This is a genomic window from Microcoleus vaginatus HSN003 (assembly GCF_022701255.1).
Classification (GTDB): Bacteria; Cyanobacteriota; Cyanobacteriia; order Cyanobacteriales; family Microcoleaceae; genus Microcoleus; species Microcoleus vaginatus_B.
On the sequence record NZ_CP031705.1, the window covers coordinates 4,922,840 to 4,939,392 of the forward strand.

The window sequence follows — 16,553 nt, forward strand, 5'->3', positions numbered from 1 at the left end:
TAGGTTGGGTCGATCATCGCGCGATCGAACTTTTTCCCGCCTCACCCACCAACATTCTCATCCAAATAGGGTTTGCTGAATAATCGATCGCAAACTAAGAACAGGAGCGATCGATATATTCAAGCAGAGTTAAATATAAGTTTTTTCTGTATCGAGTCCCCCCATCTATAATTGGGGATTATCTTCAACCCAAAAACAGGTGTTCTTTTTCCAAATAGACATAAAAACACACAAAAAAGCCGACGCCACCAGGTAGCAAGGTTCATTACCAAAAAACTAATTGCAATAACTGTACCAGATGTATTATCAAGTTTTGCCATCACTCGATTGAGACCGAATCTTCGTTTCCCTTGCCCAAACTTGCCCTCAATTGCATTTCTAATTCTCTCATCTTCCAACGCTTGCTTCTTTTTTGATTTACTCACATTTGCTGGGGGTCTTCCTAGAGGGGGCCCACTGAGCCTAATTCCTCTTTCTTTGCACCACGCTCGGTTTGATATTGTACGATAAATGCGATCTGCATGAACTGACTCTGGATAATATCCTGTAAATCTATAATAAGCTTCTACTTGTGCTTTTAAGTCCCCTGATTCGTTAAAGTTATCCCAGCTCATCCGGTCTAAAAATACATATCCTTCAAAACAACTGGCTGACAGTTTGGCTCCAAACTCTACGCTTTTCCCGGCTTTTCCTCTGACTATAGGACGAATATGGGGTTGACTTAAACTTACTATTCTATCCTCAATACTCTGTTTATCGTTGTCAAATAACCACTGTTGTTGGCGAGCGACTTCTGTGAGGACTAGCAAAGTTTTATATTGCTTTTTATTCAGACCTTCTATGGTCGCACCTAAATCGATTAGCTGTTCAATATGAGCTAGGTTTCTTTTGATGTACTGAAGTTGTTTTTTAATTGCCTGTCTTCTTTTGTTTCGGGTGGGTCGTCTTTGTTTGGCTACTGCTAAGTAATCTTTTCGGGCGAGATTACGGTAGGTTCTTGGTTTTTTATGGGTTTTTTCTTTGATTTGTTTATAGAGAATGTCTAGGATTTTTTCTGTATGAACTCTGGCTCCGTTTAATAGTCCTAAGTCGGTCGGATAACTAATATCGGCTGGGGCACAGGTTGCATCTACGATCAACTTACCGCGATTGGGTGACTCATTTTTGCCGTCCGAAGCCTTTTTTTTTTCTGGTTTGATTGGGGTGAGAGAGCGCATTTTTTCGACCATGCGTTCGTTGACTTTATTGATGAGGTTCGGACTGATTCGTTGCCGAAAGTGTACTAATAGAGATGGGTCAAATGCGAGTTCATTACTGTAGCTTGATTGACCGATAAAGTATTGCAGATAGGGGTTTTCGCGAATCTGTTCTACCGTTTCGCGAGCGCTAATTCCCAGTTTTTCTTTGATGATTAATGCTCCCAATGCCATCCGAAATGATTTGGCTGGTGCGCCCTTTTCTGTGGGGAAGTTTTGGGCATATTCTGCTTCAAACTCTGACCAGGGAATTAGTTCGGCCATTTTTACCCAACGGTTGTCTGATGACAACCTTCCTCCAAAGGGCAGTTCAAACTCGGATGGGGGACTTGAGGCAAGCTCAGCTTTTCTGTACACGCTCGCACTGGGTGATGCAAGGCTTTTGTACTATTTTACCTGTTTATCTTGCACACTTTCCTTGATCGGACGATCGCATAACCAAGCCGTGTAACCTTTCTGCACTTATCCAGCAAGCCCCAAATAGGTAGGGAAACAGCACTGCTGTTTCCTGCCTAAAATACAGATATGCCGTAGGGACACAGCACTGCTGTTTCCTGGATATACTGTGTCCTAAATATACGGCAGACAATTGAGAATCTCTACAGCAATCCTATTTTAGTTGTGAACTAATTTTTTAAAGTAAACTATCCATTAAATCCATAACCCGGATAGCATCATCTGACAAAGATAGTGATTCTTCTTGATTGAGGTGATGCTCCAAAACTCCTTTGAGCGCTATCAATTTCAGGCTATTTTCTGCTAAAGTTTCAGAAATAGCTTGCGCTCCCGGCAAATAGCCGATCGCCCCCAAGTCCATCAAAGCCGATCGCCTCAACTGCAAATTATCCCCATTCAAAGCACTTACCAAGCGCTCTCCGTAAACCCGCTCACCAGTTAACTGATACATCGCCCGCGCCGCAGCGTACTGCACCCGCTCCACAGAATGTTCTAAAAAAGGTGAAATTAGCGGTATTGCTTCTGTGGCTTTTAGCGTTCCCAAAGCTTCAATTACCGAGTCGTAAGGTTGCACGAGGTGCGATTTTCCGGGCACTCGCACGGCCACAGCTACGCCCCCATCCAATAGATTCACTAGCGGCCCAATAGAATCGATCTCGCCCAGCATTTCTAGAGCTTGGGCCGCCGCTTCCCGCACGTAATAATCGGCGCATTCCAAACAACGAATCAGGGCCGGTAAGGCTTGTTTGTCACCCAATTTACCTAGAGCCCGCGCCGCATTTCGCAATAGGGAATAGTCGCCGATTTTTGTTTGTTCTGATTCTTCTTGCAATGCGGCAATTAAAGCTGCAATAGCTGCCGGTTCCTTGACTCGAAATCTACCAATCCACCAAGCAGCATAATACCGGAGACTGTAATCTTGGGAGTGCAAATTTGCGATCGCCTGTTCAACCGTTAAAGACTCGCCCTCAGCTATACCCGCCGACGGTGAGTCGGATTCGTAATAATTCATAGTCATTAGTTATTAGTTATTAGTTGTTAGTTATTCGGCGCTTGAAATCCCTGCTACCCAGACAAAACCTGCAAGGCAAGGGTTAGGCAAACTCGGCTATTAAAATCGCTACTAAACAGACAAAACCCGCCTGCGCGGGTTGCATTAACTCTTAGTCGTCTTGGAGTGGACGAAAGTTTGTGTAGGAGCGATGAAAATCGCCCCTGTTAGGTTGTGTAGGAGCGATTTTCATCGCCCCTGAACCAAACTATTGGTGATCACCCGAGGATTCATGGGATGATTCATGGGATGATTCATGGGATGATTCATGGGATGATTCATGGGATGATTCATGGGATGATTCTGCACTCCCGCTTAAAGGATGAATGCTGACAATTTTCCCGCCCATGCGATTAATCCGCTGCATTTCTTGATTCATCCGATTGTAAGGCACGGTGATAAATGTACTCGCGCTCGATCGAATCGAATAATCCACATTATTTGTTTCATCGCTTTGGCGCAAGCCGACAACTTCATACCGAAAGCAGCGACTAGCCGAAGCTGTATTGCCACTTATTCCAGCTACAATTTGACCCAACATAAGCTTCTTGGTAATTGGTGATTCTGACTGTTGACTGTTGACCCTTCGACTTCGCTCAGGGCATCGCTGTTGACTGTTGACTGTTGACTGTTGACTGTTGACTGTTGACTAAAAGCTAGTAACTGCCAACTGCCAACTGCCAACTGCCAACTGACTAAATTGCAGTAATGCTGGCGATTTTTCCGCCCATGCGTTGAAATTTCTGCAGTTGCGAGGACAAATCCTCAACAGGTACGATGAAAGCCTTGCTGCTGCGGCGCACGCTGGGATAGCCGCCCGTGCGAATGCCGGAAACTTCCACGCGCAACAGCCGCCCTTCTTTGCCGTAAGCTGCCGCGCCACCGAAAGTGCTGCTGGGAGTTACGTTTCTAGCAGAAGGCCGATATGCCCAACCTTCGTTACCGCCAGAAGGCCCAACTACAGCCGTAGCGCTGTTAGTGCCGAGTTCGACAGCTAAGCGAGAGTTATTGCCTTCTAGTTGGGAAGTATCGCTGTTTGCATAGCCGCGATACAGGCGAAACATCCGGGTAAAACCAACGGTTTTTTGACCACGCTGGGTGTTAAAGCCGCGGTAGTAAGGTACGATACTCTCGCCGAAGTTTTCTTGATACTCTACTGAATCGATGTAAGAATCAATATCAGCGTCGTAGCCTTGTGTTTGATACAAATCTAAGTGCTCAACTACTTCAGATTCGTCGTAGGGAGCGCGACCGAGCAAGTGTTTGTAGTTTAGTTCGATCGTCCGAGTTTGGAAACTGTTGTAGAAAAACTTGGTTTTGTACAGTTCTGACTTAGCTACAGCGCGTACAAATTCTCGTACCGTCAAACTGCCGTCTCGCAGCAAAGACTCGGAACTTGTAAGTCGCTCGGATTTCATTAAATAGTCGTTGCCTAGCACCTGACGGTAAACCGCACGAATCACAGTTTCTACGTCGTCTTTGCTGTAGTTCGGGCGCAATTCTACCTTGGGCGCATCGCTCAATGCGGATGTTCCCAGTCTGGACGCTGCTGTCGTAATCGCCACCAGATTTTCTCCTAAATTATTAATGACAAAAGTTTAATGCTTGGTTGCACTTGAAATTTTTAGGACTAAGGATAATATGCCTCAAACTAGGGCGCGCACTGCGCGCCTGCTCAAAGTAGGGTGTGCACTGCACACCTTACCTATACACATAAAATTGAAGAATTTTTTAGCCTTAGTCCTACTTTGCTAAAGACGTTTCAAAAAAACGTCAATACACAAACTTTAGGCTGTGGTAATACTTACCACTTTGCCGCCACGTTTGTTGATTTGCTGCAAGCGGCTCGAAAGTTGCTCGTAAGGCACAAGATATTCGGTAATTGTCCGCCGCACTTGAGGCGAAAACTTAGCCGCACCTTGCATTGCGGTGACTCGGTAGAGTTGGCCGCGAGAACCGCCGGAAGTCCCGCCAAGGGCTTTTCCGGTGGAGGCTGTGTGTATCGGCGAAGCCATATTTCTCGCTACTTCCCAAGTCAGCCGGGCTTTAGTTTGGTTTTGCGAGCGATCGCTCGAAGCAAAACCCCGGTATAGTTGAAACATCCGGTTAAAACCGACGGTTTTTTGACCTCTTTGAGTCGCGAAACCGCGATAGTAAGGCACTACACTTTCGCCAAAATTTTCTTGATACTCAACTGAGTCAATGTAAGAATTGATTTCAGCTTCGTAGCCTTCTGCATTGTACAAATCAACGTGGAAAGCAATTTCCGACTCGTCGTAAGGAGCGCGGCCCAATAAATGCTTATAATTAAGCTCAATTAACCGCGTTTGCGAGTTCGGATAAAAAAACTTTTTCCGATAGGTTTCGGAATGTGCAATTGACCGCACAAAATCTTTCACTGAAATCTGCCCTTGCAGCAGCAGAGATTCAGCACTGGTAAGTCGTTCGCTCGACATTAAATACTCGTTGCCGAAAACTTGGCTATAAGCAGCGCGAATTACTGCTTTCGCATCGTCTTGCGTCCAGTGGGGGCGCAGTTCTACTCGTCCCGCTTCTTCAAATGCTTTTATTCCCAACCGTTCTGCTGCACCTAATCCCGCCATCTTTGCTTCTTCCTTTTTTGCTTTAAAAATTGAAAACTGCTTAAAAAAAGTATTTGCAAAACTAGGCTTCGATCGCAGATGCCCGGAATTCTAAACAACCGCTAACACTTAAGCTAACAGCAGCTTACAATTCCGGGCATCACGCAAATCTAGCTTAGAGCGTTGATTGCGTAGTCGATGTAGGAATTCGCTTCAGTTGCAGCGTCGCCACTGAGACCGTGGTTGCCTTTGATGTACTTGAGGGCTTCAACGTACCAGCTAGGAGACAATTCAAATGTCCGGTTGATTTCGTCAACACCTGCAATCAGGTACTCGTCCATCGGACCGGTGCCGCCTGCAACTAAGCAGTAGGTGACCATGCGGAGGTAGTAGCCGATGTCGCGAGAGCACTTCGCTTTACCTGTTGGGGTAGAAGCGTAGTTGGGGCCTTGCATTTGTTGGGTGTACGGGAATTTGTTGTACACAGCTTGAGCTGCACCGTCGATCAAGCGCTGAGAATTGGCGGTCAACGCTTTGGCTGCTTCCAAACCTGCTGCTGCTTGGCGGAAACGGCCGAAGGCGACTTGTAGTTCAGTGCTGCTCAGGAAACGGCCTTGAGAATCGGCTGCTGTTACTGCTTCAGTCAAAGGGGTTTTCATTGTTCTGGTTTCTCCCTAATGTTGTGTTGTTTTTGTACAAAAATGATTGTTTGCAAAAATGCGATGCTCGCTTCTTTACAAGAAATGTTCGCTTGGCTATTTTTAGCCGACTGCATTAGCTGCGCGGTCGAAGTAGCTGCCGATTTCAGACATCAGCGAGCTGCAATCACCACGGGTAACACCGTTGGGGTCGTTAGCGAGCGCGATTGCTGCTTCTTTCATTTTTTGCACACCGGCTGCAACTGAGCCACCGGGAACTCCCAGAGCTTGGTATGTTTCACGCAGACCGTTCAAGCAGCGGTCGTCCAAAACGCTGGCGTCGCCTGCAAATGTTGCATAGGTGACGTAGCGCAAGATGATTTCCATATCGCGCAAGCAAGCTGCCGCGCGGCGGTTGGTGTACGCATTGCCACCAGGAGCGATCAGTTGCGGCTGTTCGGCGAACAGGGCGCGAGCTGCATTGGCTACGATGCTGGATGCGTTGCCGGTGATGCGGTTTACTGCGTCAATCCGCTTGTTAGCGTCCGAAACCATGCTGCTGAGAGCATCTAGTTGACCCGGAGCTAGAAATTCGCCCCGAGCGTCAGATTGGGAAACCACTTTTGTAAATGCGTCAAACATGAAACAACTCTCCTACTTGAGTTAATTGAGTTTGGTTGCGGTATAAAACCGTTAAGTTAAATTTGTTCAGGCTGTTAAGCCTGCCAGGGTTGAAGGTAGACGCCAGCTACTACACTTGCCGGCTCGTTCTCTCCCTTTCCGCTACCTGCACTATTGTTACAGTGCAACGGAGGATTAAGAAACCTTAGAAAATTTTACACCTTTTATGAGATTGCGACAAACCTTGTCAATCAGTGTTTTGGTTAACTTTGGCCTGTCGTTTCAACCCTCTGATAATCTTTATACAATGCTCGTCCGTCTTTGTTTATTACAAATTATTACAGAAACTTATCTCTCTAAGAAGGTAAATATCGGGGGGGTAAATGCGGGCAAAACTCCTTCCTAGGGTAGATGCGCGATAGCATGAAAAAAGGAAGAGTTTGCTTCGAGCGCCCCTGCAGTGGGGGTGGAACCGCCCCAAACCCTCCCGTCGCCCGATCGCCTTTGTTGGCTTTCTTTGGAAAAGCCGAATTGTTAAGAAGTATTAAGTAAATTTAAGTTTTCGTAAAAGAAGCCTGGGGGAATAGGGAAAAAAGCAAAAATTCTGCCCCATGTCAGGATGGCAGCAGAATTGGGTGTGGGCACAATCCCAAAGATTGTGAACCCGATCGCCACAGCCTCAGCTTTTGCCGGAAATATCAGCATTTAGCGACAAAACTCAGCCGTTGGAAGTTGAAAGACCGGGCCCGGTCTTTCATAACGCGGGGATTCTTGTATCACAGGCAGTCATTGAACTTGACGCCATAGCCAGCATCTATCTACTGTGTGTCCCCGCAGCGGTTGCAAAAAAATTTTCTTCATCTATCTATGTTTGTTCTATCTTCTGCTTCCCACAGGCTAGTCGCACAGAAGCGTGTGGGAAGCTGAGCATTGTCGGTGGTGAGAAAACCAACAGAGGCGATCGACACCTTTTACCGCAGCGCCATTTTTCTTTTAACAATTGGAAATAGACGGGTTCGGATACGCGCGTTTTATGACGTTTTTTTTAAGGAAGGTAGGTTTTGACCTGCGGCGCACGCTTGCATCCCCGGACTAAAGTCACTCTTGCTCTCGGCTTCTTTTGTGTGTAAAAGCCGAAGGGATTGCTAATTTTTAGTATTGACACTCCCCGGCCTGAAGGCACGAGGATTCTTTCTTCAATCAGTCGATTTGCTCGTTGATGCTGCCACCAACAAGTAGAGATCGCTCTGTCCGAAAGCGTTAATTTCGGTGTGCCCCACCGTATTTAAATTAATTGCTGCCTGCTTCAACCCTTTGGCTAAAATATTTCGACCTGCATTATGATCGCGATCTAAAACTGTACCGCAACCACAAATATGGGTTCTAGTTGATAGGGTTTTCTTAACAAGATTCCCGCATCCCGAACAATTTTGCGACGTGTATTGAGGTGGAACAGCGACCACTATCTTACCGTACACTTTTCCATAATATTCTAGCCATTGGGCAAATTGTGACCACGCTGCATCGCTAATCGATTTAGCAAGCTTGCGATTCTTAATCATGTTCTTCACCTGAAGGTCTTCGTAGGCTACAAAATCGCTAGATTTTACTACGCACAACGCCGTCTTAATGGCGAAGTCTTTGCGCTGTCTACTGACCTTCAGGTGTTTTCTTCCTAACTCATTAACCGCTTTCTTGCGATTTCTAGAACCTTTCTTTTTTCGGGAAACTCGCTTTTGCGCTCTTCTGAGTGCTTTTGCGCTCTTGCGAAGATAGCGAGGATTGGGAACAGTGTCACCATTGCTATCAGTATAGAAATGGTTTAGCCCAACATCTATTCCAACAGCTTCACCAGTCAGAACGGATTCCTCTTTTCGTTCCACATTTATGCAAAACTGGGCGAAATAACCGTCGGCACCACGAATAACTCTGATTCTTTTAATCTCATCAGGTGCATAATAATGCAAGTCACGACTGCCAACTAGCTTAAACTTTCCCGCAGCAAAGCCGTCCTTAAAGGTCAGGCATCTTTTGTCGGCCGAAAGCGCCCACCCTGTTGTCTTGTATTCGACGGAACGAGTATGTTTCTTAAAAAGTGGAAATCCTTTTTTCCCTGGTTTCTTGGCCTTGCAATTTGCAAAAAAACGTTGAATAGCAAAAATGGCACGTTGGGCCGAAGCTTGACGCGCCATTGAGTTAAGTTTGCCTGCCCATTCAAACTCTTTTGCCATAATGGCGCATTGTTTGTATAGGTCTACCAACTTACATCCTTGATTCTCGATCCAGTATTTAAGAGTTTTGTTTCTGACAAATTGAGCTGCCCTGATCATTTCGTCAATGACCCGGTATTGCTGTGCTTTGCCTTTTAATTTGAACTCTATTACTATCATGCAATGATGGTATCCCATCCAGGAATCACTATGTCTATAAATGGGTTTATTTAATAAATTCTTTGCATTTATAGTGGAAATTAAAGCCGTCCTAGAAGGACGGGGCTTTAGACCCCAATTTTTGGTAAGGTGGATAGGTGCTATCAGCCGTAGGCCTACAAACGGCGCGATCGAGCCACCAGACGCAGTGAAGTTAAAAGCTTTTTGCTTCCCCGGCATCGAACCGCCCAAAACGAGTCCCAAGTTAAACAGTTTTTGATTCAGAACTCAAAACTTAAAAGTCTCTGGCTGTAATCAGCCACATCCATCGGCTGTAGCTGTCCGGCCTGATTCGCCTAATTTCCCCATGCGCGATCGTAATTTATGTCTTCAACTTCTCCCTCTTCTTGGCACACCGTAGCAATTGACAAAACTCTCCAGCAGCTAAGCAGCAACAAAGAGGCTGGCTTGAGCAGCCAACAAGTGTCAGAACGGTTGCAGCAATACGGCCCCAACGAACTCGAAGAAACAGGAGGCCGCAGTCCGTGGTCGATTTTTGTCGATCAGTTCACCAACATCATGTTGTTGATGCTGATGGGTGTGGCCGTGATTTCGGCTTTTTTGGACATTCGGTCAAATACTTTTCCCAAAGATGCGATCGCCATTTTTGCGATCGTCATACTCAACGGCATTCTCGGCTATTTCCAAGAAAGCAGCGCCGAAAAAGCCCTCGCAGCGCTCAAAAACCTCGCTTCTCCCCTCGTCCGAGTCCTGCGGGACGGCAAAACTTCGGAAATAGCAGCCAAAGAACTCGTACCCGGAGACGTGATGCTGTTGGAGGCTGGGGTAAAAATAGCAGCAGACGCACGCTTGATCGAAACATCAAATCTGCAAGTCAGAGAATCGGCTTTGACAGGAGAAGCTCTAGCAGTAACCAAGCAAGCCAATCTAGAACTTCCCGAAGATGCTTCCTTGGGCGATCGACTCAACCTGATTTTTCAAGGGACAGAAGTTGTTCAGGGACGAGCAAAGGCGATCGTCACCAACACCGGAATGCAAACTGAACTGGGCAAAATTGCCACCATGCTTCAGTCAGTAGAAACCGAACCGACTCCCCTGCAACAGCGGATGAGCCAGTTGGGAAATGTTCTAGTCTCCGGTGCCCTAACCTTAGTCGCAATAGTCGTCATCGGCGGCATGATTACCTTCCAAAACGGCGGCATCGGGTTCGATACCAGCAGGTTTGAAGAGTTGTTAGAAGTTTCTCTCAGCATGGCTGTGGCTGTGGTTCCCGAAGGACTCGCAGCAGTCGTGACAGTTACTCTGGCACTCGGAACTAGGCGCATGGTGAAGCGAAACGCCCTGATTCGCAAACTGCCTGCGGTTGAAACTTTGGGTTCGGTAACTACCATTTGTTCTGACAAAACAGGTACTCTGACTCAAAATAAAATGGTAGTTCAGCTAGTGTCTACGGGCGACTGCACAGTCGCCGTCGCAGGATCTGGCTATGCGCCGATCGGAGATTTTACCGATCGCCTGACAGCGGCCAAAATTAATAATTTAGAGGAATATCCAGAACTCGAATCTTTATTAATTGCCTGTGCAGTTTGCAACGACGCAGTGTTGCAACAAGAAAAGCAAGAATGGCAGATTTTAGGCGACCCCACAGAAGGAGCTCTGCTGTGTGTAGCAGGAAAAGCAGGCATTTATAAAGAAAAACAGTCTCAATTGCTGCCGCGGACGGCGGAATTTCCTTTTTCTTCCGAACGCAAGCGGATGAGCGTAATTTGCGAAGTGCCCGGCCGATCGGGAAATTCGGGATTTCCCGCACCACAAGGACAGCAGTCGAATTATTTGATGCTGACCAAAGGCTCTCCAGAGTTGACTTTGGAGCGCTGCAAAGGCATTATAGTCGGCGATCGAGTACAACCTTTAACGCAGGAAATGCGCGATCGCATCCTCGCCGAAAACAACAACATGGCAAGCGGCGGTTTGCGAGTCCTCGGGTTTGCATACAAACTCTGGGAAAACGTGCCGCCCGAAGGTTCTGAGGAAACCAGCGAACAAGACATGATTTGGCTGGGACTCGTCAGTATGCTCGACGCCCCGCGCCCGGAAGTACGGGAAGCAGTGGTGAAGTGCCGCAATGCAGGCATTCGGGTGGTGATGATTACAGGAGACCACCAATTGACTGCAAAGGCGATCGCCTACGATTTAGGTATTGCTAATGAAGGCGATCAAGTTCTCACCGGTCAAGAATTAGAAAAGCTCAGCCAAGAACAACTCAAACAGCAAGTCGAACAGGTTAGCGTTTACGCCCGCGTTTCCCCCGAACACAAATTGCGAATAGTCCAAGCTTTGCAAAGTTGGGGCAAATTTGTCGCGATGACCGGCGACGGAGTTAACGACGCCCCCGCCTTGAAACAAGCCGATATCGGCATCGCCATGGGGATTACCGGCACCGATGTCAGCAAAGAAGCTAGCGATATGGTGCTTCTCGACGACAACTTCGCAACTATTGTCGCCGCCGCTGAAGAAGGGCGAGTAGTTTATAGCAATATTCGCCGCTTTATTAAATACATTTTGGGCAGCAACATCGGCGAAGTTTTGACAATTGCCGCCGCACCTTTAATGGGTTTGGGAGGAGTGCCGCTGACCCCGCTGCAAATTTTGTGGATGAACTTAGTAACAGACGGCGTTCCTGCTTTGGCCTTGGCTGTGGAACCGGGGGAACCGAACGTGATGAAAAAGCCTCCTTTCAGTCCGCGAGAAAATATTTTTGCGCGGGGTTTGGGTTCTTACATAATTCGGATCGGAATTATTTTTGCAATTTTGACGATCGCCATGATGTCCTGGGCTTACGGATATACTCACTCTCCCGGACACCGCAATCCAGATGCTTGGAAAACAATGGTGTTTACAACTCTTTGTTTGGCACAAATGGGTCACGCGATCGCAATTCGGTCTAACACTCAGCTAACTATTGAGTTAAATCCCTTCACTAATGTTTTTGTGTGGGGGGCTGTAATTGTGACTACTATTATGCAATTGATGCTAATTTACGTTCCGCCGCTGAGAGCTTTTTTCGGCACTCATTATTTAACGGCGTTTGAATTGATGGTTTGCTTCGGTTTCAGCGCCCTGATGTTTGTCTGGATTGAAATGGAAAAACTGTTCGTGCGCTTTTACAAATCTAGAAAGTAGTGTTAAGGGCTGATGAATACTGAGCGATGTTTCCTTATTAGCTAGAACCCTCGCAGGCAATATTCTCTCTTCACATCCGCCAGGGGTTTCAACCCCTGGGTGAAAGCCAAAGTCATCGCTATGAAGACTAAAGAGATTTTGTCACAATAAAACATTTATTACTTCGTTATAATGTCATTGCGATCGCAACGCTCGGCGAAAATCGCAATCGTAAAGGCGCTCGGTTGCCAACCTGTAATATCAATTCCGGTTGCACCGGAATTATTGTTGACTGTTGACTGTTGACTGTTGACTGTTGAGTCGGGGTCGAAAAACTGAATGGTTGAGTGTTAACTGTTGACGCGATTTTATTATTCCGATGCAACCGGAAACGATATAAGGTGCGCCCGATCGTACACCATACTATGACTGTATTACCAATTACCAATTACCAATTACTAATATTATGTATTTGAAAACGCTGCACCTACGGCAGTTTCGGAACTATTTCGATCAAAAGGTAGCGTTTGACGCTCCCAAAACCATTTTAGTAGGAAATAACGCTCAAGGAAAATCTAACTTGTTAGAAGCGGTAGAGTTGCTTTCTACATTAAAAAGCCACCGGGTAGGGCGCGATCGCGATTTAATACTCGACTCAAAGCCCATCGGGCAAATTGATGCTACACTCGAACGTCAAACCGGAGCGATCGACTTAGCTTTAACTCTTCGCTCTGGGGCGCGTCGAACACTGAAGCTCAACGGTGAACCGCTGCGCCGCCATTTAGACTTTTTGAGTGTCTTAAATGTAGTGCAATTTTCTTGTTTGGATTTGGACTTAGTGCGCGGCGGACCCGAAGGAAGGCGCAATTGGATCGATCGCCTAGTCATCCAATTAGAACCGATTTACGCGCACATTTTGCAGCAGTACAACCAAATTTTGCGCCAGCGAAACGCTCTGTTGAAACGTTCTAAAGAAATCAGGAAAGCGGAATTTTCTGACAGTTTTGACAAGATGCCATTTGTTGCACCCGAAAGTCCCGAACCGGAAAATACAGAAGACTTACCCATCCCCAATTCCCAATTTCCAATTCCTACCTCCCAATTCCCCATTCCCGGTTCGGAATTAGCTTTGTGGGACGCGCAGTTGGCGACAGCGGGCGCTCGCGTCATCCGCAGGCGCGATCGAATTTTGGAGCGTTTGATGCCTTTAGCTCGAAATTGGCACCGGTCAATTAGCGGTTCAGCAGAAGTTTTAGATGTGAAATACGATGCTAATATTGAAGTAGGGGCGGAATTAATCGCTAAAGATAATCTCGAAGGAGTGCGACAAGCATTTTTAGAGAAAATTCAAAAAAGGGCGATCGCAGAACAGTTTCAAGGAACCACTTTAGTGGGCCCCCACCGCGACGACATTACATTTACCATTAACAATACCCCAGCTCGTCAATACGCATCCCAAGGTCAGCAGCGAACTCTGGTATTAGCATTAAAATTAGCCGAATTGCAGCTTATTGAAGAAGTCGTCGGCGAAGCGCCTTTACTGTTGCTCGACGACGTACTTGCAGAACTCGATTTGAGCCGCCAAAATCAACTTTTAGAAACAATTCAAGAACGATTTCAAACTCTGATTACTACAACTCACCTAGGCGCTTTTGATGCTCAGTGGCTGCGACAAACCCAAATTCTCTCCGTCGTTGCTGGACAAATCAATCGATTTTAGATTTTAGATTTTAGATTTTAGATTGACAAATTTTCTGTTTCATGGTAATGGTACAAAAAAATGAAAAATTGGCATTATTAACTCAATTCGAGATAGGATAAAGGTTAATTTTGATTGCCGTTTTCGCTTCCATTTTTCTAACCCTTATGAAGCATTACATTTCCCGTCTGTTAGCCCTGGTATTAGTTGTTGTCATCGGCGTAGCGGGCTGTACCAATGTTCCGGCCACTCTGAGTGGAGATTATGGCCAAGACACATTAGCATTAGTGAAGAGCTTGAGAACAGCGCTCACTTTGCCAGAGGGCACGCCGGAAAAAGCAGCCGCTCAAGCCGAGGCTCGCACAAGTATCAACGATTTTTTTGCTGCTTACCGCCGCGATCCCGCTCTTACCAAGCTGGCCTCTTTCACGACAATGCGGACGGCATTAAACTCTTTGGCAGGACATTACAGTTCCTATCCAAACCGTCCCGTTCCTGAAAAATTGAAAAAGCGTCTTGAGTCAGAATTTCAGCAGATTGAAGCTGCTCTTAACAGAGGAGCTTAATCTCAAAATTTAGGATCAAGGATAAATTTTAACAATTCATCTTCATCCTTGAGATTTGAGTGTTAACAATTTTTAGTAGAAGTATCAACTGCTTTTAGCGCCCACTGTATCCAGGCGCTTTTTTATGCAGAATTTAGGGAAAAAATACTGAAAAATCGAACTGGATATGATATCAAATCCGGGCTTTTTACCCTCTTTATTTTTGAGCCGGCGAAGGCGCGTGCCTGCGCGCCAACACTTAGGCAGAGGAAAGTTTGTATAACATAGCAGCGGTTTAATCACCGAGTCTTATCTTGCCCGATCGCCCTGGTTCGATTTAAATAGCCGCCAGATAGAATTTGCATTGTGCGATCGACTTGTGCCATAACTAAGTCAACCGAAAAAAGTAGAAAATTTGTAGCTGCTTGTTGAGCGCGATCGCAAAAATGCGATCGCCAGCCAATTTAAACTAGAAAACCCCATTCAACTCTCCCATGAAAATTGCACCAACTCGCATCGCGAATTTTCAACACCAGCGACGCTTTTTCAGTGCGGTAACTGCTGTTTTAACCAGTAGCTTCATCAGCCAGCTTGTTTGGCCGTTTATCGGAAATCAACCAGCTTTGGCCCAAACATCAGCCTATTGCCAATTATCCCAAGAACAAGTAAATCAAAAAGAAGACTTGCGCCGCGCCGCCCTGTCAGGAAAACGGGAATCTCAGCAAGCATATTTTGCTGTTTTGAACAAACACGCCCGGGAAATAGCAGACTGCCGCCAAAAAACTTGGCCGGAAACCCAAGCAGTTTGGCTGCGTTTGTATCCCTGCGATGTCAGACCCGGAGAACTCGATCGAGTATTAGACAAAGTTGTGAATAAAGGCTACAACCAAGTCTATGTCGAAGTGTTTTACGATGGTCAAGTGCTTCTCCCAGTTGCAGACAACCCTACGGCTTGGCCTTCTGTTTTGAGAAATCGCGGTTACGAGAAATACGACTTGTTAGAAAAGGCGATCGCCAAAGGCAAACAGCGAGGTTTAAAAGTTTACGCCTGGTTATTTACCATGAACTTTGGCTATAGCTATGCTCAGCGTCCCGACAGACAGCAAACCCTCGCTATCAACGGTAAAAATCAGACAAGTTTAACAGTAAGTGAATACGCAGCAATTAACGAGGACTTCGGAGAAGTTCCGGGCAACCAAGCCTTTATCGATCCGTACAACCCACAAGCACGGCAAGACTATACTTTGTTAGTAAATCAAATAGTCAAGCGCAAGCCACAAGGAATGTTATTCGACTACATTCGCTATCTACGGGGCATCGGACCCGCTTCAGTTGCTACCAAAGTTCAAGACTTGTGGATTTACGGCCCAGCATCGCAGCAAGTTCTTTTGCAGCGGGCTAACAATCAGCAAGGGCGAGATTTAATTCAGCGATATTTGACTAGAGGATTTATCAATACTAATGATGTTCAAGCAGTAGTCAAACAGTATCCAACTGAGCGAGAACCTCTTTGGCAAGGGCGAGTTCCGCAGGCGATGTCAGTAGCAACTTCACCTTCAAGAACGCAGAATGCCACATCCAGATCTGCCTCAACAAATCCCGCCACTAACAAGCCAAACCCTACAACTCCCACATCAAGACCGACATCGCGGCTTCCCGATACCGGCATTCTGCAAAAAGACCTGTGGAAACTGAGTGTTGCTCACGCAGTCCAAGGGATTTTAGATTTTTTTGGGATAGCAATTCAACCAGCGCAAAGGATGGGCATTCCTGTAGGAGCGGTGTTTTTTCCCACTGCAAATCAAGCGATAAATCAAGGGGGATATGATTCGAGATTGCAGCCTTGGGACACATTCCCGGCTAATGTAGAATTCCACGCCATGTCTTACGGAAATTGCGGCGATGTAAGCTGCATTGTGCCACAGGTGCAGCGCACAGTAAGTTTAGCGCCTGCGGGAGCAAAAATTATTCCTGCCATTGCTGGAGATTGGGGAAAACCTCTCAAAAATCGGCCGTCTTTAGAGATTCAAATGCGGGCAATTCGCTCGGCGACTCCGCAAATTAATGCGGTAAGTCATTTTGCTTTTGGGTGGCAAGAACCGGAGGATGAAAGGGCACGGCAAACTTGCCGGTTGTAGGGGGATTAGTTGTTG

At 46.5% G+C, this 16,553-nt stretch carries 13 protein-coding genes; 5 read left to right on the plus strand and 8 right to left on the minus strand.

Features of this window, described 5'->3' with window-relative positions; all coding sequences use genetic code 11:
* Positions 1–119: 119 nt before the first annotated feature.
* The 8 genes from D0A37_RS21345 to D0A37_RS21380 form a co-directional block, all read right to left on the minus strand.
* Positions 120–1,613 carry an IS5 family transposase gene (locus tag D0A37_RS21345; RefSeq protein ID WP_242717340.1) on the minus strand — a complete coding sequence of 498 codons (1,494 nt, stop codon included), beginning with the start codon at positions 1,611–1,613 and terminating at the stop codon, positions 120–122.
* A 277-nt stretch (positions 1,614–1,890) separates the two neighbouring features.
* Positions 1,891–2,730, minus strand: a complete 840-nt coding sequence (cpcE, locus tag D0A37_RS21350; RefSeq protein ID WP_242717342.1) for a C-phycocyanin alpha-cysteine-84 phycocyanobilin lyase subunit CpcE — start codon at positions 2,728–2,730, stop codon at positions 1,891–1,893.
* Positions 2,731–2,971: 241 nt separating this feature from the next.
* Positions 2,972–3,304 (minus strand): rod-capping linker protein CpcD, encoded by a 333-nt coding sequence (cpcD, locus tag D0A37_RS21355; protein ID WP_242717344.1) that lies wholly within the window; start codon positions 3,302–3,304, stop codon positions 2,972–2,974.
* Between the two features lie 154 nt (positions 3,305–3,458).
* Positions 3,459–4,328: a phycobilisome linker polypeptide gene (locus D0A37_RS21360; RefSeq protein WP_242717346.1), complete on the minus strand. Its 870-nt coding sequence runs from the start codon at positions 4,326–4,328 to the stop codon at positions 3,459–3,461.
* Between the two features lie 222 nt (positions 4,329–4,550).
* Positions 4,551–5,366: a phycobilisome linker polypeptide gene (locus tag D0A37_RS21365; protein WP_242717348.1), complete on the minus strand. Its 816-nt coding sequence runs from the start codon at positions 5,364–5,366 to the stop codon at positions 4,551–4,553.
* A 149-nt stretch (positions 5,367–5,515) separates the two neighbouring features.
* Positions 5,516–6,004 carry a C-phycocyanin subunit alpha gene (cpcA, locus tag D0A37_RS21370; RefSeq protein ID WP_006631256.1) on the minus strand — a complete coding sequence of 163 codons (489 nt, stop codon included), beginning with the start codon at positions 6,002–6,004 and terminating at the stop codon, positions 5,516–5,518.
* Positions 6,005–6,106: 102 nt separating this feature from the next.
* Entirely contained in the window at positions 6,107–6,625 is a 519-nt protein-coding gene (gene cpcB / locus D0A37_RS21375) for a C-phycocyanin subunit beta (protein WP_242717350.1), read from the minus strand.
* 1,175 nt (positions 6,626–7,800) lie between these two features.
* Positions 7,801–8,994: an RNA-guided endonuclease InsQ/TnpB family protein gene (locus D0A37_RS21380; protein ID WP_242717352.1), complete on the minus strand. Its 1,194-nt coding sequence runs from the start codon at positions 8,992–8,994 to the stop codon at positions 7,801–7,803.
* A 40-nt stretch (positions 8,995–9,034) separates the two neighbouring features.
* Here D0A37_RS21380 and D0A37_RS21385 point away from each other — a divergent pair, with 40 nt between their 5' ends.
* From D0A37_RS21385 to D0A37_RS21405, 5 genes are all read left to right on the plus strand, one after another.
* Positions 9,035–9,253: a hypothetical protein gene (locus D0A37_RS21385; RefSeq protein WP_242717354.1), complete on the plus strand. Its 219-nt coding sequence runs from the start codon at positions 9,035–9,037 to the stop codon at positions 9,251–9,253.
* A 104-nt stretch (positions 9,254–9,357) separates the two neighbouring features.
* Positions 9,358–12,177 (plus strand): cation-translocating P-type ATPase, encoded by a 2,820-nt coding sequence (locus D0A37_RS21390; RefSeq protein WP_242717356.1) that lies wholly within the window; start codon positions 9,358–9,360, stop codon positions 12,175–12,177.
* Between the two features lie 445 nt (positions 12,178–12,622).
* Positions 12,623–13,876, plus strand: coding sequence for a DNA replication/repair protein RecF (locus tag D0A37_RS21395; protein ID WP_242717358.1), 1,254 nt, complete (start codon positions 12,623–12,625; stop codon positions 13,874–13,876).
* A gap of 146 nt (positions 13,877–14,022) precedes the next feature.
* Positions 14,023–14,421 (plus strand): photosystem II protein Psb27, encoded by a 399-nt coding sequence (psb27, locus tag D0A37_RS21400; protein WP_242717360.1) that lies wholly within the window; start codon positions 14,023–14,025, stop codon positions 14,419–14,421.
* Between the two features lie 473 nt (positions 14,422–14,894).
* On the plus strand, positions 14,895–16,538 hold the full coding sequence (locus D0A37_RS21405; RefSeq protein WP_242717362.1) for a family 10 glycosylhydrolase: 1,644 nt from the start codon (positions 14,895–14,897) through the stop codon (positions 16,536–16,538).
* Positions 16,539–16,553 lie beyond the last annotated feature (15 nt).